22 protein-coding genes are annotated in these 20,185 nt (G+C 71.2%); 9 read left to right on the top strand and 13 right to left on the bottom strand.

From position 1 onward, the window contains the following. Positions 1-107: 107 nt before the first annotated feature. The 3 genes from AB5J56_RS04005 to AB5J56_RS03995 form a co-directional block, all read right to left on the bottom strand. Positions 108-830 (bottom strand): 2OG-Fe(II) oxygenase, encoded by a 723-nt coding sequence (locus AB5J56_RS04005; protein ID WP_369230074.1) that lies wholly within the window; start codon positions 828-830, stop codon positions 108-110. Between the two features lie 35 nt (positions 831-865). Then, positions 866-1,378, bottom strand: coding sequence for a methylated-DNA--[protein]-cysteine S-methyltransferase (locus tag AB5J56_RS04000; RefSeq protein WP_369230072.1), 513 nt, complete (start codon positions 1,376-1,378; stop codon positions 866-868). Positions 1,379-1,516: 138 nt separating this feature from the next. After that, a complete protein-coding gene (locus AB5J56_RS03995; protein WP_369230070.1) occupies positions 1,517-1,996 on the bottom strand; it encodes a MarR family winged helix-turn-helix transcriptional regulator in 480 nt (159 codons plus the stop codon). Between the two features lie 138 nt (positions 1,997-2,134). Here AB5J56_RS03995 and AB5J56_RS03990 point away from each other — a divergent pair, with 138 nt between their 5' ends. From AB5J56_RS03990 to AB5J56_RS03975, 4 genes are all read left to right on the top strand, one after another. Next, complete coding sequence (locus AB5J56_RS03990; RefSeq protein ID WP_369230068.1) at positions 2,135-3,166, top strand: zinc-binding dehydrogenase; 1,032 nt, start codon at positions 2,135-2,137, stop codon at positions 3,164-3,166. A gap of 72 nt (positions 3,167-3,238) precedes the next feature. Beyond that, positions 3,239-3,484 carry a hypothetical protein gene (locus AB5J56_RS03985; protein ID WP_369230066.1) on the top strand — a complete coding sequence of 82 codons (246 nt, stop codon included), beginning with the start codon at positions 3,239-3,241 and terminating at the stop codon, positions 3,482-3,484. 3 nt (positions 3,485-3,487) lie between these two features. Next, entirely contained in the window at positions 3,488-3,865 is a 378-nt protein-coding gene (locus AB5J56_RS03980; RefSeq protein WP_369230064.1) for a toxin Doc, read from the top strand. A gap of 615 nt (positions 3,866-4,480) precedes the next feature. Beyond that, entirely contained in the window at positions 4,481-6,382 is a 1,902-nt protein-coding gene (locus tag AB5J56_RS03975) for an RICIN domain-containing protein (protein WP_369230062.1), read from the top strand. A gap of 22 nt (positions 6,383-6,404) precedes the next feature. Here the strand turns inward: AB5J56_RS03975 and AB5J56_RS03970 are convergent, their stop codons facing one another. Together AB5J56_RS03970 and AB5J56_RS03965 are read right to left on the bottom strand one after the other, a co-directional pair. Further along, positions 6,405-7,394, bottom strand: a complete 990-nt coding sequence (locus tag AB5J56_RS03970; RefSeq protein WP_369230060.1) for a 2-hydroxyacid dehydrogenase — start codon at positions 7,392-7,394, stop codon at positions 6,405-6,407. Then, positions 7,391-8,560 (bottom strand): lactate 2-monooxygenase, encoded by a 1,170-nt coding sequence (locus tag AB5J56_RS03965; protein WP_369230058.1) that lies wholly within the window; start codon positions 8,558-8,560, stop codon positions 7,391-7,393. Before AB5J56_RS03965 ends, AB5J56_RS03970 begins: the two co-directional genes overlap by 4 nt. A 114-nt stretch (positions 8,561-8,674) precedes the next feature. Here AB5J56_RS03965 and AB5J56_RS03960 point away from each other — a divergent pair, with 114 nt between their 5' ends. Further along, on the top strand, positions 8,675-9,844 hold the full coding sequence (locus tag AB5J56_RS03960) for a PucR family transcriptional regulator (RefSeq protein ID WP_369230056.1): 1,170 nt from the start codon (positions 8,675-8,677) through the stop codon (positions 9,842-9,844). A gap of 16 nt (positions 9,845-9,860) precedes the next feature. On the opposite strand, the gene AB5J56_RS03955 is transcribed toward AB5J56_RS03960, so the two are convergent. The 5 genes from AB5J56_RS03955 to AB5J56_RS03935 form a co-directional block, all read right to left on the bottom strand. Beyond that, positions 9,861-10,511, bottom strand: coding sequence for a cyclase family protein (locus AB5J56_RS03955; protein ID WP_369230054.1), 651 nt, complete (start codon positions 10,509-10,511; stop codon positions 9,861-9,863). Further along, positions 10,511-12,094 (bottom strand): cytosine permease, encoded by a 1,584-nt coding sequence (locus tag AB5J56_RS03950; RefSeq protein WP_369230053.1) that lies wholly within the window; start codon positions 12,092-12,094, stop codon positions 10,511-10,513. The genes AB5J56_RS03955 and AB5J56_RS03950 overlap by 1 nt, the downstream gene beginning before the upstream one ends. Positions 12,095-12,309: 215 nt before the next feature. Continuing rightward, on the bottom strand, positions 12,310-12,759 hold the full coding sequence (locus AB5J56_RS03945; RefSeq protein WP_369230051.1) for a TIGR03668 family PPOX class F420-dependent oxidoreductase: 450 nt from the start codon (positions 12,757-12,759) through the stop codon (positions 12,310-12,312). A gap of 40 nt (positions 12,760-12,799) precedes the next feature. Next, entirely contained in the window at positions 12,800-13,627 is an 828-nt protein-coding gene (locus AB5J56_RS03940) for an LLM class F420-dependent oxidoreductase (protein WP_369230050.1), read from the bottom strand. Positions 13,628-13,760: 133 nt separating this feature from the next. Beyond that, positions 13,761-14,345, bottom strand: a complete 585-nt coding sequence (locus AB5J56_RS03935) for a hypothetical protein (protein ID WP_369230048.1) — start codon at positions 14,343-14,345, stop codon at positions 13,761-13,763. 320 nt (positions 14,346-14,665) lie between these two features. Between AB5J56_RS03935 and AB5J56_RS03930 the strand changes: the two genes are divergently transcribed. Beyond that, positions 14,666-15,100 carry a protease inhibitor gene (locus AB5J56_RS03930; protein ID WP_369230046.1) on the top strand — a complete coding sequence of 145 codons (435 nt, stop codon included), beginning with the start codon at positions 14,666-14,668 and terminating at the stop codon, positions 15,098-15,100. A gap of 142 nt (positions 15,101-15,242) precedes the next feature. Here the strand turns inward: AB5J56_RS03930 and AB5J56_RS03925 are convergent, their stop codons facing one another. Continuing rightward, positions 15,243-15,635, bottom strand: coding sequence for an STAS domain-containing protein (locus tag AB5J56_RS03925; protein ID WP_369230044.1), 393 nt, complete (start codon positions 15,633-15,635; stop codon positions 15,243-15,245). Between the two features lie 329 nt (positions 15,636-15,964). On the opposite strand from AB5J56_RS03925, the gene AB5J56_RS03920 reads away from it, so the two are divergent. After that, positions 15,965-16,369 (top strand): hypothetical protein, encoded by a 405-nt coding sequence (locus AB5J56_RS03920; protein ID WP_369230042.1) that lies wholly within the window; start codon positions 15,965-15,967, stop codon positions 16,367-16,369. A gap of 74 nt (positions 16,370-16,443) precedes the next feature. Here AB5J56_RS03920 and AB5J56_RS03915 read toward each other — a convergent pair whose 3' ends face one another. Together AB5J56_RS03915 and AB5J56_RS03910 are read right to left on the bottom strand one after the other, a co-directional pair. After that, complete coding sequence (locus tag AB5J56_RS03915; protein ID WP_369230040.1) at positions 16,444-17,457, bottom strand: Ppx/GppA family phosphatase; 1,014 nt, start codon at positions 17,455-17,457, stop codon at positions 16,444-16,446. 155 nt (positions 17,458-17,612) lie between these two features. Next, a complete protein-coding gene (locus AB5J56_RS03910) occupies positions 17,613-19,115 on the bottom strand; it encodes an MFS transporter (protein ID WP_369230038.1) in 1,503 nt (500 codons plus the stop codon). 194 nt (positions 19,116-19,309) lie between these two features. Here AB5J56_RS03910 and AB5J56_RS03905 point away from each other — a divergent pair, with 194 nt between their 5' ends. Both AB5J56_RS03905 and AB5J56_RS03900 read left to right on the top strand, forming a co-directional pair. Then, on the top strand, positions 19,310-19,651 hold the full coding sequence (locus tag AB5J56_RS03905) for an ArsR/SmtB family transcription factor (protein ID WP_369230036.1): 342 nt from the start codon (positions 19,310-19,312) through the stop codon (positions 19,649-19,651). A 6-nt stretch (positions 19,652-19,657) separates the two neighbouring features. Further along, positions 19,658-20,185 (top strand): SRPBCC family protein, encoded by a 528-nt coding sequence (locus tag AB5J56_RS03900; RefSeq protein WP_369230034.1) that lies wholly within the window; start codon positions 19,658-19,660, stop codon positions 20,183-20,185.

Raw genomic sequence — 20,185 nt, 5'->3', positions numbered from 1 at the left:
ACACACCCATGGGGCGATGTGAGGCCCCTACGCACCATTGTCCGCCGTACCGGGGGCAGGGCCACTCGTCACCGGGTGCGAGACGATCCGTAGGGTGCGGACCGGCGTCACGCCGCGTCGTGGAAGACCAGGCCCAGCGCGTGCCGGCGGCCCGAGCGCACCGTGCTCACGCCGTGCCGCATCGCGCCGGCCGACCAGCCGCGCCGCGAGCGCACCGGGCGGTCCCGGGTGGTGAAGACCAGGCCGTGGCCCTGCGCGAGGACGGTCGTGGTGCCCCGGGACTGGGCGCGGGCGCGCTGTTCCACGAGCAGGAACTCGCCGCCCGTGTAGTCGGCGCCCTGGGCGTCCAGGCCGATGACGACCTGGAGCGGGAAGACCATGTCGCCGAAGACGTCGCGGTGCAGGGCGTTCCAGTCGCCCTCCCCGTAGCGCAGCAGGATCTGGGCCGAGCGGTCCTGGCCCGCCTCGTGGCACAGCGACAGCCACTCCTGCAGCGAGTCCGGCCACGGCGCCGGGCGGCCCAGCCGACCTGCCCAGTCACGGGCGATCGGCAGCAGTCGCGGGTACAGCGCGGCCCGCAGGGCGGCGACCTCCGGCGGCAGTTCGTGCGTGAAGTAGCGGTACTCGCCCGACCCGAAACGGTGCCGGGCCATGTCGACGGTGGTCCGGAACAGCTCGGGCCGCTCGTACAGTCCGGCGAGGTCCCGGCATTCCGCCGGCGTCAGCAGCGGGGGAGTGAGCGCGCAGCCGTAGGCGTCCAACTCCTCGGCCAACGCCGCCCAGTCGGCGGCGTCGACACGGCGGCGGGCCTGTGCGCGGATGGCAGTCATGACGCGTTTCTCCAGTGCAGTGTCAGCGATGGTGATCAGACGCCGGTGAGCATCGGCTGCAGCGCCCCCTCGTGCGTGAGCAGCCGTACCTTGCGCTCGACACCGCCGGCGTAACCGCGCATCGAGCCGTCCGCCCCGATCACCCGGTGGCAGGGCCGCACCAGCAGCAGGGGGTTGGCCCCGATCGCCGCGCCCAGCGCCCGTACCTCAGCCCGCGGGACGTCCAGCCGCTCGGCGAGTTCGCCGTACGTGGTCGTAGTGCCATACGGGATCTCCTCCAGCGCCCGCCACACATGCCGCTGGAACTCCGTCCCGGAGTCGGCCAACTCCAGCTCGAATCGAGTGAGTTGCCCGGCGAAGTATGCGGAGATCTGCCGGGCGGCCTCGGCGAACGCGGAGTCGTCGCGCCGCCAGGTCTGCCGGACGGCCGGGGTATTGCGCTGCCCCGGCATCGAGAGCGAGGCGAGTGCCACCCCCTCCGGTGTCGAGTCCTCGCCGACGAGCAGCAGCTCGCCCAGCGGGCTGTCGATGGTCGTGTACGTCGTCATCGTCGCGTTCACCCTTTCCTTCGTCGTCCTTCGGCCCGGCGACACGTACGAAGTGATGGTGTGCGGGGCCGATGGGTACGAGTCTGGTGCCGTACGGAAGGGGCTGCTGGCGGGATTCGGACATCGCGCCCCGAGGTGTCAGCGCGCTCCGTGCGGGTCGGCGGACCGGCCCGCACGCAGGGCTACGGCGTCGCCGGCACTCGATCCGGACACCAGGGTGCGCAGGAGGGCGAGCACCGCCTCGACGTCGTGACCGGCTGCCGCTGCGTGAATCCCGGCGTGCAGCTCCGCCTCGATCGCGGCCACCGCGCGGGCCGTCTCGTGTCCGGCGGGGGTGAGTGTCAGCTCCACATGGCGCCGGTCGTGACTCCCCTCCTCGCGCCGCACGAATCCCGCGGTCACCAGACGGTCCACGAGGCGGCTGGGATTGCCGCCGCTCTCGCACACGAGCAGGGCGCCGAGCCCGGACATGCTGAGCGGCTGTCGCTCGGCGAGCAGTCGCAGCACCTCGGCCTGGGCGGGAGTCACTCTCAACGGGCGCAGCCCCTGGGCGAGTTGGCGGTTTCCCTCGCGCTGTGCGGCGAGGATGAGGAAGCGAACTTCTTCGGCCGGCTCCATCGTGCTGCTCTCCCGGGGGTCGGCGGACGGAGGAAGTATGTTACACGACACTCATTGATTGCCGAACTGGAACCTGACCTGGTCACTCAACTATGTGTCGTATAACTTAATGACACGACACAGAAAATGGTGAGGTTCATGAGTGAGATCAGGTACCGAAAGATCGTCGTGGAACGATTCGGGGGCCCCGACGTCATGCGGCCCGTGGACGCCACGCTGCCGGAGCCGCCTCGGGGGTACGCCCGCGTCAAGGTGCTGGCCGCCGGAGTGGGCTTCACCGACCTGATGGCGCGGTCGGGCGACTACCTGTTGCAGCGCAAGGCACCCTTCACTCCGGGCTACGAACTCGTCGGCGAGATCGTCGACTTCACGCCCGACGGCCCCAGGCCGGCCTGGCTTCAGGAGGGTGCCCGCGTCGCGGTCGCCCTGACGAAGATGGGTGCGTACGCCGAGTACGTTTCACTGCCGCTGTGGCAACTCGTTCCCCTGCCCGACGGCCTGGACCCACTGACGGCCGCCGCGGTCCCGCTCGACCACCTCACCGCACTGAGCGTCCTGGACACCCACGGCCGCGTCGGGGCCGAGGATGCCGTCCTCATCCAGGGTGCGAGCGGCGGAGTCGGCCAGGCGCTCAGCCGCCTCGGCGCGCTGCGCGGACTGCGGATGTACGGCACGGCCTCGGCGCCCGGTGCCGAGGAACTGCTCGCACGGCAGGGTGTGACCTTCATCGACTACCGCAGCCAGGACTTCGAAGCCGTCCTGCGTGAGCGTGAACCGGGCGGCGTCCAGGCGGTGTTCGACCACCTCGGGGGGCCGGGCCTGCGCAAGGCGTACCGCGTTCTGGCGCCCGGGGGAGTGCTGGTCAGCTACGCGTTCGCGGGCCGCCCGGGACACATGGTCGCCGACACCGTGCGGGGCGCGGCCCGGGTGAAACTGATGAACCTGCGGCCGGGCAGGCGCACCGCTGTGAGCATGGTGCCGTCCGAGATCAAGGGTGATCGCGCGTGGTACCGCAGGAGCATGGAGCGCCTGCTCGGTATGGCCCGGAGCGGTGAGATCGCGCCGCGCATCGGCGCCGTGCGTCCGCTCATGACAGCCGCCGGTGTGCACGCCGAGCTCGAACGGCGGGAGATCAGCGGGAAGGCGGTGCTGGTGACCGGCAAGCTCTAGGGCGGTACCGGTCGGCATCGCCATTGAGCTGGGAGTATTTACGAGTAAGTACCCGCGCGGTACCGTGAGGGCATGCCAGCTCTCAATGTGGAGTTCAGTGAGCGCGAGCTAGAGGACCTGCGGCAGATCGCCAAGGAGCGCGGGACGTCGATGAAGGCCCTGGTGCGCGAGGCGGCTGCCGCCGACATCGTGCGGCACCGGGCGCTGCAGGAAGGTGCCGAGGTCTTCCGGCAGTTCTTCGCCGCGCACGCGGACGAGTTCGCGGCCGCCTTCCCGGAGGACGAACCACCGGGTGCGGGCGAGGGGCGGGCTGCCTGACCCATGCCCCCCGTCATCCACATCGACGTGCCCTGGCTGCTCCAGCGCCACGAAGAGGTCCTGCCGGACCAGCCCACGGTCAACGACTTCTCGGCGCTAGTCGCCGCCGTGGCCCGCCACCGCGTCGACCCGCCCAGGCTCGGCGTCGACTCCGACCCGGCCTGGCGCGCCGCCGCACTGCTGCACACCCTCGCCCTGTTGAAGCCGCTGCCGTCGGCCAACGCCCGGTTCGCCTGCTCGGCGGCGGTGGCGTACATGTTCGTCAGCGGTGTCGGCATCGATCCGCCGTACGGTGCCCTCGTCGACCTCGCCCGCGACCTGATGTCGGGCAAGGCCGATGTCTACGGCGCGGCTGACCGGTTGCGGTCCTGGCAGATCTGAGGCGCGCCGGGTGCGCGACCTCGCCGCACTCGGGGTGTCCTGTGGGCCCTGCTGCGCCGAGGGCGCGTCCGCCAACCCCCGTTCCCACGGGCTTGGTTGACGAGGGGCCCGCCCTCGGGGCCGCCGACCGAGGGCGGGAGGATCGGGGTCGACGGCCCGTTTCGCGCGGGAGAGCCGCCTTCCTGCGCGGGGCCTCCGAGAAGGGCCGGTTCCAGTGGACTACGGGGCACTGTGCGCCGGGAGCGTGCGAGAGGCATCGGCGTGTGCGCACGGTTCACACGGGGCGCATGGAATTTCGAAAGCCGGTGCGAGGCGCCACGAGTTGGCGCGGCATCTGACTTTCTTTCAATGATGCGGATGTTGCTCAAGTGCCTTGTTGGTCATGAGCGTGTTGTGCAAGGGTGACCTGCGCATGGTCAATGGCTCGGCCCGAATCGCTGGTCGCTATTCCGGACCGCCGACGAGCTCAAAAGGCTCTTGGCCGATGGCCGTCGAGCGGCCTTCGTGTCCCGCCGTTTTCCTGGCGCACCGCCAAGAAGGTACGCACCAATCGGAAGTCCCTTTTCGGCGGGCGAACTTCTGTGTGCCACCTTGCACCTTGGAAGGACTCCGCTCTTGCACACCCCCCACCCCCCTCGTCCGTCCTATCCGCCGGGACCCGGCGCTGCTGCCGGGGAATCCGACGAAAGTCTCGCGGCCCAGCTGCGGGGCCGGCCGGAAGGAGAGACCGCTCATCCCGTCGCGCTGTTGATGGCGCGGCACTGGCAGTCGGCGTACGACTACGCGGTCATCTGCCTCGCCTCCTCGGCGAACGTCGCCTCGATGGTCACCGCCGCCTCCTTCCATCACGTACTCGACCGCCTCGTGCAGGGAGACACCGGCGCCGCCGTGCGGCCCGACCTCCTCGTGGCCGTACGGGACACCGTCAGACAGTGGTCCGCCCAGGAGCGGATATCCGGCGTTCTGCCGGACTTGAGGAAACCCGCCGGAGGCCGCGGTATGCGAGCCGCGAAGTCCATGACGGCGGAAAATCGGAAGCTCACCGAGCGTTCATTCCACGCCCTGCCGGGACTTGCCCGCTGTCTGCTGTGGCACACCGAGGTCGAGGCCGAGCACATATCCGTACCGGCCGGTCTGTCGGGCATGGATCCCGACGCGGCGTCGGTCGCTCTGGAAGGTGCCCGGGAGCAATTCCGGGAGGCCTTGGTGCGCTCGCACCGGGAACTCGCCCCGACCAAGGAATGCCGCTTCAACAACCGGCTGCTGGATGTCCCGATTCGTCGCGGCGGTGCTCTGCTGCCCGATGTCCAACAGCATCTGCTGAACTGCCGCTACTGCCGTTCCGCCGCCGAGCAACTGAGCCATTTCGAGGGCGGGTTGGGCACTCTGCTCGCCGACGCGGTGCTCGGCTGGGGCGCGCGACGGTATCTCGAATCGCGCCCGGGGCGCGCGCGGCAGGGAATGCGCCCCCGAGGGAGTGTGCCCTTCACCGGCAAGCGGTCGGGGGGCGGCGGGCGTTCGGGCGGGGGTGGCCGTTCGGGCGGCGGGGGCCGTGCGAGTGGCAGCGGGCGCCACCGTCTGCTCGCCCAGATCCCCTCGCCGGGCCGCGGGACCCCACTCGGGGAGCGGCATGCGAAGGCACTGCTGACGGGGGCGGGGCTGGTCTCGGCCGGTCTGCTCGTCACCGTCCTCGCCGCCAGCCTGTGGTCGGACGACGACGGCGGCGCCGATCCCACCGCCTCCACGGGCGCGAGCAGTACCCGCACGCTGGCGCCGAGCACCGGCTCGGAGATTCCGCCCGCCGTCTCCTCGTCACCGCCCACCTCGGCGGGAACGCCCACGGCCCTGGCGCAGACCCGGCTGCGTAATCTCGCCGCCGATCTGTGCCTGGACATCCGGGGCGGCGAGGCGAAGTCGGGCGCCGGCACCAAGCTGGCGGTGTGCTCGTCGGCGTGGACCCAGCAGTGGTCGTTCGGCGACGACGGCCTGCTGCGCAGCATCGCCGACCCCGAACTGTGCCTCGACTCCCACCAGGACGACGGCATCGTCGTCCTGGCCCGGTGCGTCGGCGAAAAGGACGCCCATGCCCGGGACGTGCGCTACGACCTCACCGTGCGGGGCGAGTTGCTGCCCCGGCGGAAGGAAGGCCTCGCTCTCGCGCCGACCAGTACCGATCCGGGCTCTGACATCGTGGTCAAGGTCCGCGACGGCTCCGACGCGCAGCGGTGGGGGACCGACTCCTCGTCGGTCGGCCACGAATCGCTGTCGATCGCCGGGACGGCGCAGCCGTCCTCGACGCCCGTCAGCGAGCCGCCGCCCGCGCCGGGCACGACCGACGTGCCCGACGAGCAGGGGACGGCCGCGCCCGCCACCTCCGGGGACCCGGAGGCCGCCCCATCGGACACCTACCAGGAGCGCCGGGTGATGAACATCGACGACGAAGCGAGCCCCGAGCCCGCGCTGCCGCTTCCCCTGCCCGTCCAACTGCCGGACCTGCCCACCGGGGTGGGCCTGTAGCCACGAGCATGCTGACGGTACGTCAGGACACCACGTCCCGCGGCGGCTTGCCCGCCACGAAGTCGGCGGCGTTCTGGACGGCGGCCAGCGCGATCCGCACGAGCGTCTCGCGGGTGACCCCCGCGACGTGCGGCGAGAGCACCACGTTCGGGGCCTTGAGCAACCGCAGGGCCGGGGTGGGCGGTTCGGGGTCGAAGACATCGAGACCCGCCCCGGCCAGGGTGCCCGCCTCCAGGGCGTCCGCTAGGGCGTCCTGGTCGATCAGGGCGCCCCGCGCCGTGTTGACCACGAACGCGGTCGGCTTGAGCAGCGCCAGCCGCTCCGCGTTCAGCAGGTGCCGGGTCTCCTCGGTGAGCGGCGCGTGCAGCGTGATGTAGTCGCAGGTGCGCAGCAGCTCGTCGAGTTCGACATGACGCGCGCCGCCGAGGCGCGCCTCGATCTCGGCGGCGACGGGCTGAGGTCCGGCGTACACGATGCTCATGTCGAAGGCGAGCGCGCGGCGGGCGACCTCCTCACCGATGTGCCCGAGCCCGACGATGCCCAGGGTCTTGCCGGACAGCTCCGTGATGGACTGCTGCAACCGCGGCAGCGCCCAGTCGGCGTCGACGAGCGCGGTGTGCGCCGGGACCAGCTGCTTGGCGAGGGCGAGCATCAGGGCGAAGGTCTGTTCGGCCACGTTCTGCTTCTCGGCCCCGCTGGAGCCGATGTTGCACACCGGCACACCCTTGGCCCGAGCGGCCTCCAGGTCGACGTAGTCGAAGCCATGGCTGGCGCACTGGACCAGCTCCAACTCCGGTGCGGCGGCGAGGTGCTCGGCCGTCACCGGACCGAGACCGGTGATGATCACATGGGCCTCGCGCAGTGCGACGGGGTCCTCGTCCGTCGCCTCGACGACGGTGACGCGGACCTCCCCGGGGAAGACGGAGGCGAGCGCGGCCCCTGCGGTGCGCCCGCCGACGTGGGGCGAGACGACGGCGAGCACGTTCTTTTCGGCGTTCTGCGCTGTGGTCATGCGTTTTCCTCGATCAGGTCGTCGGAGCCGAGCGTCCCGGGACCCGCGTGCCCGGACAGCGCCAGCGTGAGGTCGAACTCGGCGAGCAGACAGCGGATGACGTGCTCGACGCCCGCCTGTCCGTCCAGGCCCAGCCCGTAGGCGTACGGCCGCCCGACCAGGACGGCCTGCGCCCCGAGTGCGAGCGCCTTGAAGATGTCGTCGCCGGTGCGGATCCCGCTGTCGAACAGCACGGTCAGCCGGTCGCCCACCGCCTCGACCACGCGCGGCAGCGCGTCGGCGGCCGCGACGGAGCCCGCGACCTGGCGGCCGCCGTGGTTGGAGACGACCACGCCGTCCATCCCGGCGTGGGCGGCGCGACGGGCGTCGTCCGGGTGCAGGATGCCCTTGAGGACGATCGGCCCGTCCCAGTTCTCCCGCAGGAACGCGAGGTCCGGCCAGGTTTTCCCGGGGTCCGCGAACATGCCGACGAAGTGCATCACGGCCGCGTTCGGGTCCTCGTGCACCGGCTTGGCCAGGCCCGCCCGGAACGCCGGGTCGGAGAAGTAGTTGGCGGTGCCCACGCCGTGCAGGAACGGCAGGTAAGCCTGGTCGAGGTCGCGCGGCCGCCAGGCCAGCAGCGGGGTGTCGAGGGTGACAAGGAGCGCGGTGAAGCCCGCAGCCTTGGCCCGGTCCAGGAAGCTGCGGGTGACCTCGCGGTCCTTGGCCCAGTACAGCTGGAACCAGCGCTCGGCGTCGCCCATCGCCTCCGCGACCTGCTCCATGGGCGTGCTGGACGCCGAGGACAGGATGTACGGCACGCCCTGCGCGGCGGCGGCCCGCGCGGCCGCGCACTCGGCGTCCGGGTGCATGATCGACAGCACGCCGATCGGCGCGAGAGCCACCGGCGCGGGCAGCGCCCGCCCCAACACCTCTACGGACAGGTCGCGTTCGTGCACATCGCGCAGCATGCGCGGCACGATCCTGCGCCGGTCGAGGGCGGCCCGGTTGGCGCGGGCGGTGCTGCCGTTGCCCGCGCTGCCCGCCACGTAGCCCACCGGGCCGGGCCCGAGCCGCTGCTCGGTGAGCTCCTCCAGCCGGGTCAGATCGGTGGGCAGCCGCGGTACGGCGCCCGTCATGCCGTTCAGATAGATCTCGTACTGGAAATCGGCCCAATGCTTGGTCATTCCGTACGTCCCGCCTCTCGTCCTTGAGACCGCGCTGTACGTCGACGATCCTGGCCACTGTGACAAGGTCCGTCCACCGTGGTGCGCACATCGCGCGGCTGGGATCATCACAAGGTGACAAACAAGCCTTCGGGGGCCCGGGCCCGCGTCCGACAGGAGATGGTCGCCGACCCGCGGGTCCTGGAGGCCGTGGTCGCCGCCGTCCATGAACAGGTCCCGGTGTATGCCGCACTCGACGACAGCAGGCTGCCCGAGGTGCGGGCGATCGCCGCCTGGGGGCTGGACCGGCTGCTCCACCTCTGGGCGACCGACTCCGTGCTGGACCCCTCCGACCTGCGCCGCTTCCGGGGCATCGCGGCGGCCCGCGCCGCGGACGGACGGCCCGTGCAGGCCGTGCTGCGCGCCTACCGTGTGGCGGCCACCGTCCTCACCGACGAGATCGCGGCCCGCGCGCCGGACCTCGCCGCCGCCGACGCCTTCGCGCTGGCCCGGATGCTCCTGAACGCCCTGGACACCCTGTCGGAGGAGATGGCCACGGCGTACGCCGCGACCAGCGAGGACCTCAGCGGGGACCGCGACCGGGCGCTGCGGCTGCTGCTCGACGACCTGATCGCCGGCCGGCACGCCTCGGTGGGCGCGCTCGCCGACCGTTCCGCCCGGCTGGGCGTCCATCTCCCGGACCCGTACTGCCTGTTGGTGGCCGAACCGGCGGCCGAGGGCGGGGCGGACATGTCCTACGAGGCGGCGACGGGACTGGCCGACGCGCTGCACAGCACAGGGACGTCCCTGTCGACCATCCGCGGTTCGCGGGCCGTCCTGCTGTTCCCCGCCGGGGCCGTCGAGCAGGCCGGAGCGGTCCTGGACCGGCAGGCCTGGCGGGGCTGCGCGATCACCGGCGAGGGGCCGGACCGTGTCGCTGTCGCCCATCGCCTCGCCGCCGACGCCCTCGACACGGCACCCGCCCACGCCCACCGGCCCGGCCGGGTCCTCACCGACGCCGACGCCCATGTCCTCGCCCTGCTCGCCGGGCATCCGGCCGCAGCGCCGGACCACATCGCCCGCCTGGTCCTGGGCCCGCTCACCGACCCGGGCCAGGCCCACCTGCTGGCGGCGCTCACCGCGTACATCGACACCGGTTCCGCGAGCGCCGCCGCCCGCGAACTCCACCTCCACCCGCAGTCACTGCGCTACCGGCTGCGCCGCATCCACGACCGGACCGGCCGCGACCCCCGCGACCCCTGGCAGCGGCTGACGCTGGACATCGCCCGGACGATCAGGGCCTGAGCGTCCGACGGGAGGTCTACTGGACGCGGGCGACGGCACGGACGGGGGCGCCGTCCGCTCCGGGCAGGTGCAGCGGGAAGAGGAAGACCTCGATGTTGCGCCGGCCGAGCAGCCGTTCCAGGCCGGTCAGGTTCTCGGCGATCACGCCTCCCGGGCCGCACAGGGCGCGGTGGGCGGGCAGATCCGCGTCCCCGGTGGGGTCGACGCTCAGCGCGTCGATGCCGACCGTGCGAACGCCCGCGTTGACGACGGCCTCGGCCGCCTGCGGCGTCAGCCACGGGTGCGCCAGATAGTCGTCGGTGCCCCAGTACGCCGACCAGCCCGTGGCCAGCAGCAGGATGGCGCCCGGCAGCAGCCGCAGCTGTGCCAGCGCCGGAACGAGCAGGTCGGGCGTGATCGGCGCCCGCGCCGGGAGACCCCGGACGTCGGCCACCACCGCGGGGCCCGTGAAGCGGTCCAGCGGCAGCTGGTCCAGCGTCGGCCACGCCGAGTCCACGTGGTACGGCGCGTCGACATGCGTGCCCGACTGCGAACCCATGTGCAGGCTCAGCACGTTGACCCCGTCCGTGGCGACCCGCAGCGCACGGGAGACGTCGACCCGCGGGTCACCGGGATACACGGGCATCCCGGTGACCAGGGGAACGGACAGATCGAGCCAGGTCTCCATCAGCTGCCCTCGACGGCGAGTACGGGCGGAGCGTCGTCCCGCTCCGCGCCGGGCCCGGTGATCCCCGGCACCGGCACGTCCACCGTACGGGCCAGCCGCGCACCCTCGGGGCCGAACACCGCCCTCGGCTCGGGGAAGATCCGCAGCAGCGCCAGGTACAGGACGGCGGCGACGGCCAGCGACAGCGGCAGGCTGATGTCGATGCCGTTCGCCAGATCGCCCAGCGGCCCGACGAACTGCCCGGGGATGTTCGTGAACAGGACGCCGACCACCGCGGCCACCCACCAGGCCGTCATGCCACGCCAGTTCCAGCCGTGCGCGAACCAGTAACGCCCGCCGCGCTGACGGCGGTTGAAGACCTGGAGCGCGTCCGGGTCGTACCAGCCGCGCCGCGTCCAGAAGCCCAGCATCATCACGACCATCCACGGCGTCGTGCAGGTGATGATCATCGTGGCGAACGTCGAGATCGACTGCACCAGGTCGAACCCGAATCGCCCGACGAAGATGAACGCGATCGACAGCACACCGACCAGCACGGTCGCCTGCACCCGCGACAGCCGCGGGAACACCGAGGAGAAGTCCAGCCCGGTGCCGTACAGCGATGTGGTGCCCGTCGACATGCCGCCGATCAGCGCCAGCAGACACACCGGCAGGAAGAACCAGCTCGGCGAGATGGCGAGCAGCCCGCCCACGAAGTCGGGGGCCGCCGGGTCGACGTACTTCGGGGCCTCCTTCGCGATGATGCTCGCGGTCGCCAGGCCGAACACGAACGGCAGCAGGGTCGCGATCTGCGACAGGAACGCCGCGCCGATCACCCTGCGGCGCGGCGCGCTCGCCGGGATGTAGCGCGACCAGTCGCCGAGGAAGGCACCGAACGACACCGGGTTCGACAGGACGATCAGCGCGGCGCCGATGAACGACGGCCAGAACAGCGACTGGGTGGCCGCGTCGGCGGAGTCCGTGAAGACACCGGCGTACGACGGGTCGAAGTCCCCGGCGAAGGCGATCGCGCCGAGCAGGAACAGCAGGGTCGCCGACGTCACCGCGATCTTGTTGACGAACAGCATGAACCGGAAGCCGTACACACAGACCACGAGCACCAGCGCGGCGAACAGCGCGTACGCGACGACGTAGGCGAGCGTGCTGCGCTCCAGGCCGAAGAGCCGGTGCGCGCCGCCGACCAGGGCGTCGCCGGAGCTCCACACCGAGATGGAGAAGAACGCGACGGCCGTGAGCAGCGAGAGGAACGAGCCGACCACCCGGCCGTGCACGCCCAGGTGGGCAGAGGAGGAGACCGCGTTGTTGGTGCCGTTGACCGGGCCGAACACCGCCATCGGGCACAGGATCAGCGCACCCGCGACGACGCCGAGGAGGGTCGCGGCGAGCCCCTGCCAGAACGAGAGGCCGAACAGGATGGGGAAGGCGCCCAGGACGCAGGTGGAGAACGTGTTGGCACCGCCGAAGGCGACGCGGAACAGGTCGAGCGGTGTCGCGGTGCGGTCCGCGTCGGGGATGCGCTCGACGCCGTGGGTCTCGACCTCGGTGAGGGACGGGGGCGGGGTGGTGGGGGAGTTCTCGGGCAAGGGTGCTCCAGCGAAGTGCCTGTACGCGAACGGGCGTTGGAGCGCGGGTGGCGCCAAGTGAGGACGGCCGGTGGGCGCCGCCGGGGGTGTGCGGTGCGGGCGGAAGCCGTCCTTGAGGGGTCTTGCGACGCTAAAGCGCCCTGTCGCACCCGCACCAGAGGACGGATCATCCCACTTTCGCGCCTCCGGTGGACGAATGGTCCACCGGGGCGGCCTCACCCGCCCGGCAGCGGGCCTTCGGGACTCGCGCGCCAGCCGGTCCACCGCCGGACGGCAACCGCGATCACCGGGCCGTCCGGGGGTTGCTGCCGGTAGGGCGGGTACTTCTCGCGCAGCAGGGCGATCGCTGCGGCGTACTCGTCCCGGGCGGCCGGATCGCCGGGCTGTACGACATGGGCGTCGCCGTCCGCGCGCACCCACCACAACCGGTCCCAGTCCTCGTCGTACGCGTCCACGAGGAGGCTGACGGCCGGGTGGACGGCGATGTTGCGCAGCCGCTGCACGTGCGGTGTCCGCTTCGGCTTCCGGTCGACGGCGCTGACGATCCGGCCCGCGTGCCACGCGAACACGACCGGGACCAGATGCGGGCGCCCCTCGGCGTCCACGGTCGCCAGGCGCGCCACCTGGGCGGCCGTGAACCGCTCGCGAGCCTCCTGTTCGCCCATGTCCGGCACGGTGAACTCCGATCCCGGGTGAGCCAAGCCGCTAGCGGTAGGCGGAAGCCGTCTGAGCCAGGTCGTCCAGGTGGTGCAGTGTCTCGTTCTGCGGCAGGGTCGGCAGGTAGAACAGCACGCGCTCGACGCCGAGTTGCGCGTAGATGTCCAGCGCCTCCCGATAGTGCGGGGCGGCGTACACGACCACGGAGGGTCGGTCGCCGGCCGTCTGCCGCATACGGTCGATCCGCTCGCCCAACTCCTTGGGAGGCACTCTGCTGGGCATCCATGCTGTTCCGTACTCGGCTACCCTGGCGAAGGTGCGCTCGCTGCCGCCGCCGACATAGATCGGCGGATGCGGCCGCTGGACGGGCTTGGGCCAGCAGAACACCGGGTCGAAGTCGACGAACTCGCCGTGGAACTCCGCCTCGTCCTTCGTCCACAGCTCGATCATCGCGCGGATCCGCTCGTCCATCAGGCGGCCACGGCTGCCCGGATCGGTCCCGTGGTTGCGCATCTCCTCCCGGTTCCAGCCGGCGCCCGCCCCGAACACGGCGCGGCCCCCGGAGATCAGGTCCAGGGAGGCGAACTCCTTCGCCGTGATGATCGGATCCCGCTGGACCACCAGCGCGATACCTGTACCGAGGAGCAGGTCGCGGGTCACGGCGGCGACGGCTGCGAGCGCCACGAACGGATCGAGCGTGCGGTAGTACATGCGCGGCAGTTCGCCTCCGGACGGATACGGAGACTGCCGGTCCACGGGAATGTGCGTGTGCTCGGCGAGGAACAGCGCGTCGAACCCGCGCTGCTCCAGCGCCGGGCCCAGCTCCGTCGGCCCGATGCCCTCGTCGGTGAGGAACGTCGACACCCCGAACTTCATCGGTCATCACCTCGTACCTGTTGACACCTGGTACCAGTGTGGCGCGGGATCCGTGGCGGGCACAGCACATCGCGTCCCCGCTCCAGGAGCCGGGCGGTCGTCGGTTGTTGGGTGCCTCGGTCGGCGGATCGGGTCACTCCTCGTCTGCGGGCGGTGTGTCGTGGGGTTCGTCGTCGTGTGCCGCCGAATCCTGCGGCGCCGCGTCCGGCCCCTGTGCGCGTACCCGCTGCACGTGCTCCAGCGAGTCCCGCAGCTCCGTGAGCCAGTCGTCGGTGTGGCGCTGGACCAGGCGCACGCACCAGGCGAGGGCGTCGCTGCGGCTGCGGGCGACACCGGCGGCGATGAGCGTGTCGAGCACCTGGCGCTCGGGCTGGCGCAGCCGGGTCATGACGGGCGCGGCGATGTGCGTGAACAGGGCGCGCTCGCCGTCGCACTCCACGCCCCAGGAGACCTTCTTGCGGAACCGGTGCTCCGCCTCGCGTGCGACCGCGATCCGGTCCTCGCGGGTGCGCTCCCTGAACTCCTGGATCCGTGACTGCACGGCCGCGTCCTTCTCGGCGTCCGAAGCGCCATCGGTGAGCCGGGGCCGGGGGATGCGGCCGATGACGGTGATCTCCTCGCGGTCGACCGTCACCTCCACCAGCGTCTCGAAGAGGTCGTCGGGCAGGCGGCCGGCGAACCAGCCGCGCAGTTTCTCGTGCTGCTCCGTTGTAATCATGTAATGACCATTACTCGGCAAGGAGCACAAAGCAAGGGGTGAGGGCCGAGGTCCGCCATGGGCTGAAGCGGAATGTTTCAGGCCTATTGCGGAGACATGGAAAACAGGCCAGTGAACCGCTTTCGATGATCAGTGACCGCCTGGTTACAGGGTGCGCATGTTCGAATTCCGTAACTTCACGCCACTGATTCAATACTGGAGGTTACTGAAACGCGTGGGGTCGATGTGTGTTTCCGCCCCGGACTCGGCAGACTCGCGCTCGCCGCACCGGCACTCAACCGAGCTGGTACGGCCTTCAATTGAGCGGAAGGATGCACACAATGCCGAACACCGCGCGCTGGGCAGCAACTCTTACTCTGACGGCCACCGCCGTCTGCGGCCCTCTCGCAGGGGGCGCCCACGCGGCCCCCGACTCGGTCTCGCCGGGGCTCTACGCCCCCTCCGCCCTGGTCCTCACAGTGGGCCACGGATACAGCGCCGCCACCGCCACCCCCGAACGCGCCGCCACGCTGAACTGCGCGCCGACCGCATCCGGAACCCATCCGGCGGCGATCAAGGCCTGCGCTGAACTGCGCGCGTACGGCGGGGACTTCGACGCACTGCCCGACAGAGACGGGGCGATGTGTACGAAGCAGTTCAGCCCAGTGGTCGTCACGGCTGTCGGCGTCTGGCAGGGCAAGCGCGTCTCCTATGAGCACACCTTCGCCAACGAGTGCGTGAAGAACTCCTCCGGGATGTCCGTCTTCACGTTCTGAGGGACCGGGATCGCGCGGTCCCTGCGAGCGTCGACCGAGAGCTCGTAGCTGGGGAGTGCGAGCCTCGCAGTGGGGCGCCGTGTGATCTCGCACCGGGGGTCGGCCGGACGGAGTGGGGCCGTCGGCCGGCCCTCGGCATGGTTTACGGGAGGTCCGGCAGCGGCGGGAAACGACTCAGCAGGCCCGCGGCCCTCAGGAGGCGGTGGATGCGGGGCCGGTCGGAGACGATCCGCAGGCGGCCCCCGCGCTCCCGTGCCCTGGAGTCGGCGCGGCACAGCACGCGCAGGCCCGAGCCGTCGAAGAAGGCGACCTGGCGCAGGTCTACCAGGAGGTCCGGTGCGGGTTGTCCGGCGGCCGCCTGGAGGTGCTCGGCCAGGGAGCCCGCCGTCGCCATGTCGATCTCGCCCGAGACCTCGACGACGATGAACCGTCCATGGACATAGCTGTGCGCGTAGGGATTCGGCGCCGGTGACCCGGATGCGCCGGCCGTGCCCTCGGGCAGGTCGTCGGCGCGGTCCTGAGGTTCCGGCTGCATGTTGGCTCCACCTCGGCAGGGGAGGGGTCTATTCGATCTCCGTAGCTACCCCGGGGCGGCCGAACCATCCCTGCCCCACGACCCGCAAGATCCGATTCACCCGTACAGGTGAAATCGCATCTGCCAGTGTTGACTTTTCAAGTGCGAGGCTGGCGCAACGTCCCCTGTTCAAGGGGAAGTCGGGGTCGTAGAGTCGCAGTGCCGCCCCAGTCCCCGGTCGCAACGCTGTTGGTCATGGTGTCCGACTCGGCCGAACCAGGGGGTTGGGGGTGGGAACGCCGGTGCGTCCGTCCTCGGAGGGGCCTCCGCTCCTGACGGAGCGCGGCCTCATGGAGCCCGCGCTGGAGATGGAGTTCACCGCCCACTTCGTGCGTGGGGATGGGGAGTCGGCGGTGGAGGCCGCGACGGCGGCGGTGGCGAGGGTGATCGAAGCACCCGGCTGGTTCGTCGCCCCGGTGCTCGAGGCCGGGCGCTCCGTGAGTCATTGCCTGCTGGAGCGGACCGCGGCGGACGCCTGCCGGATCGTGCTCACCGCGGACGGCACAGGCATCACGGTGGCGGCCACCGACGACACCGAGGTCACCCTGGACGCGGCCGGACACGGCAGCGCCAAGAACCTGCCGCTCCTGGCCGTCGTCGACGGACTGCACGTCCACCACGGACCTGACGGCCACGTGTGGGTCGTATGGCAGGGGGCGTGGCGGCCGACGGGTCTCGAACCTGCCGATCGGTGAGGGGCGTGACGGCATGGCCGTTCGAGGCGCCGCCGCCGTGGCGAGCAGTGGCGGCGGACGCCCCGCAGTGGTGGTCAGCGCGCCGGAGTCGCGATCCGCAGCGGCACGGCGCAGGCGTCGGTGGGGATGTCATCGTCCTCGCGGCGGCTGATCTCCGTCCACCAGGACCCGCCGTCCTCGATGTGCCGCAGCAGTATGCCCTCGCGGATCGCCCAGGGGCAGATGGTGACCGTCTTGAGGCCGGTCAGCTTCATGGCGGTGTGCCCGACCACCGCACCGGCGAGGCTCTGGTCGCTGCGTGGTGCGGAGATGCCGGGCAGCCGTGAGCGTTCGGCGCCGGGGATGGCGGCGAGGCGCTCCACCGACCGACGGAGGTCGGCGCGTCGCAACTCCCGTTCCACGAAGGGTCCGTGGCGCCCCGGCGAGGCCCCGCACAGCCGCGCCAGCTGCTGGAACGTCCGGGAGGTCGCCGCGGCGGTGCGCGGTCCCTCCCAGCGGATCCGTGCGGCCACGTCCCGCAGTTGATGGCGGACCTTGCGGCGCAGCGCCTTCACCGCCTCCGGCGAGGGCAGTTGCTGTCCCGCGAGGAACTCCTGGGTGAGCCGGTCGGCGCCGAGCGGCAAGGACGCCACGAAGTCCGGTAACCGGCCCCGGCCGAAGGCGACTTCCAGGGAACCGCCGCCGATGTCCAGCAGTGCGAGCGGCCCGGACCGCCACCCCATCCACCGACGGGCGCCGAGGAACGTCAGTTCTGCCTCCACCTCGCCGGGAAGCGTGCACAGCTGGACGCCGGTCTGTGCCCGCACGGCCCGCAGTACCTCATGGCGGTTCGGGGCATTGCGCACCACGGTCGTCGCGAACGCCAACGGGACTGCCGCGCCCCACTGTTGGGCTGTGATCTCCGCCGCCGTGACCGCCTGCACCAGCTGTCTCACCGCCTCGTCGGGGATGCGTCCGCCCGGTTCCACCTGCTCGGAGAGCCGTAGCTTCCATTTCGCGGTGTGCGCCGGCAGCGGAACCCCGCCCTCGGCGTCCGCCACCACGAGCCGGACAGTCTTGGATCCCACGTCAACCACGCTGAGTCGCATGACCCCGGAAGTACCCGCCTGTGACGACGGCACGCCTGCCCCGACGATCGAGGTGCCCGAGCGCCGGTCGTGGCAATGGCTGAGGGGCCCCCGTCTCCCTGAAGACGGCGGCCCCTCGGTTTGGGGTGGCTCCCTGTGGTCGGCCGGTTTGGCGCCTACATGTGGACGACCTTCACGGCATCGGCGTCCTGCTCCTGCGCGCCGCGGCGGTAGAGCACGAGGGCGATCAGCGCGCCCGCCACGAAGAAGCCCGCCGACCACCAGAAGGCGGTGGTGTAGCTCTCGATCGTGGCCTGTGCCTGGACCAGCTTGCTCGTCGCGTCCTTGCCGGACAGGTAGCTCGTCGCGGCGCTCGCGGCCAGCGTGTTCAGCAGCGCCGTACCGATCGAACCGCCCACCTGCTGCATGGTGTTGACCGTCGCGGAGGCGACACCCGCGTCCTCGGGTGCGATCCCGCTGGTGGCCAGCGACATGGCGGGCGGCATCACCATGCCGAGGCCCGCGCCGATCAGCAGCAGAGGCGGCAGCACGGCGGTCGAGAACGACGAGCCGATGCCGATGCCGGTCAGCCAGGCCATGCCGACCGCGGCGACGGCGAAGCCCGCCGGGATGACGGCCTTGGGACCGATGCGCGGCACGAGCTGCGTGGTGGCGACCTGGGCCATGACCATCAGGGCCGCCATCATGGGCAGGAAGGCGATACCCGTCTTGGTGGGGCTGAAGCCGAGGTTCAGCTGCAGGTAGTAGGTGAGGAACAGGAAGACACCGAACATGCCCGCGCCGGTGATCAGAACGGCGAGGAACGAGGCGGCACGGTTGCGGTCGAGCAGGACGCGCATCGGCAGCAGCGGGTGCTTGGCGCGGGTCTGCCACCAGGCGAAGGCCGCCAGGAGCAGGGCGCCCACGGTCAGGAAGCCCCAGGTCTGGGGTGAACTCCAGTCGTGCGTCTCGGCGTTGGAGAAGCCGTAGACCACGGAGAAGAGACCGGTGGCGACCAGGACCGTCCCCGGCACGTCCAGTTTGGAGTTGGCGGCGTCCCGGTGGTTGCTCAGCAGGACCCAGCCGCCGGCGAAGGCGACGACCGCGAAGACGACGTTGACGTACAGCGTCGAGCGCCAGTCGAACGTGTCGGTCAGTACGCCGCCGAGCAGCAGGCCGACCGCACCGCCGGCGCCGGCGATCGCGCCGTACACGCTGAACGCCTTGGCGCGCTCCTTGGCGTCGGTGAAGGTCGTGTTCAGCAGCGAGAGCGCGGCGGGCGCGAGCAGTGCGCCGAAGACGCCTTGCAGGGCGCGTGCCGTGACCAGCATGCCGAAGCCGGTGGAGACGCCGCCGAGGACGGAGGCCCCGGCGAATCCGACGATGCCGACGAGGAACGCGGTCCGGCGTCCGAAGAGGTCGGCGATGCGGCCGCCGAGCAGCAGCAGGGAGGCGAAGGCCAGGGAGTACGCGGTGACGATCCACTGCCGGTTGCCGTCGGTGAAGCCGAGGTCCGCCTGGGCGGAGGGCAGGGCGATGTTCACGATGGTGGCGTCGAGGACCACCATCAGCTGCGCGATTCCGATGATCGCGAGGATCCACCAGCGCTTGGACGACGGCGCCTCGGAGGGCGCGGTCGGAGCGCCGGTGCGGGCGCCTTCGGACAGGGTCTGGGACATCGGAGCATCACTCCAGGGAAAGGTCGCTCGAGAAGGCAGTGCCTAAACGAAACTGTTTCGTACACATGGAGACTAGAGCACTTTCATCGAAACGGCAACGTTTCGCTATTCGGGGTAGGGGAGCTGCGGCGCTCCGGACGCCGAGGTGGGCGTATGCCTTGACGGGTATATAACTGCAGGGGCATATTGGGGCCATGTCCGACGCCCCGCTCTGGACCGCACTCGCCGACCCGCACCGCCGGGCGATCGTCGCGCTGCTCCTGGAGGGGCCACGGCCCGTCGGCGAGATCGCCGAGGCGTGCGGTCTGAGCCAGCCCGGCACGTCGAAGCATCTGCGGGTGCTGCGGGACGCGGGACTGGTCCGGGTACGGCAGGACGCGCAGCGCCGTGTCTACGCCCTCGACCCGGCCCCGATCGCCGAGCTCGACGCCTGGCTGGCCCCGTACCGCACGCTGTGGAACACCGGCCTCGACGCACTGGGGCGGCGCCTGTACGAGGCGCCGGACAACGCCAAGGAACCCTCCCCGAAGGACTGATCCGCCATGTCCGCCGACCTCACCGGTACCTACCTCACCCTGGACGACGGCCGCCCCGCCGTCCGCTTCAGCCGTACCTACGGCCATCCGGTCGACCGGGTCTGGCACTTCGTGACCGACCCGGACGAGCTGGCCCACTGGTTCCCGTCCCGCGCGGAGATCGAACTGCGCCCCGGTGGCACCATCACGTTCAGCGGTGACCCGAACATGCCCGAGTCCACCGGCCGGGTCATCGCCGTCGACGCGCCCCGGCACCTGTCCTTCGACTGGGGCGGCGACGAGCTGCGCTTCGACCTGGAAGCCCTCGACGAGAAGCGCACCCGCTTCACCCTCACCGACGTCCTGTCGGCCAAGGACACCGCCGCCCGCAACGGCGCCGGCTGGGAGGTGTGCCTCACCGCCCTCGGCGCGTGGGCGCGAGGCGAGCGGGGCGAGGGCCCGGACACCGGCGCGGGCGCGCCGTGGAAGGAGCTCTACCGCGCGTACATCGACGCCGGAGTCCCCTCCGGCGCCCCCGTCCCCGGGCTCGACTGA

This window comes from Streptomyces sp. R21 (assembly GCF_041051975.1).
Lineage (GTDB): Bacteria > Actinomycetota > Actinomycetes > Streptomycetales > Streptomycetaceae > Streptomyces.
Note: the sequence above shows the minus strand (reverse complement) of the source record. Positions and strands in the feature narration are given on the sequence as shown.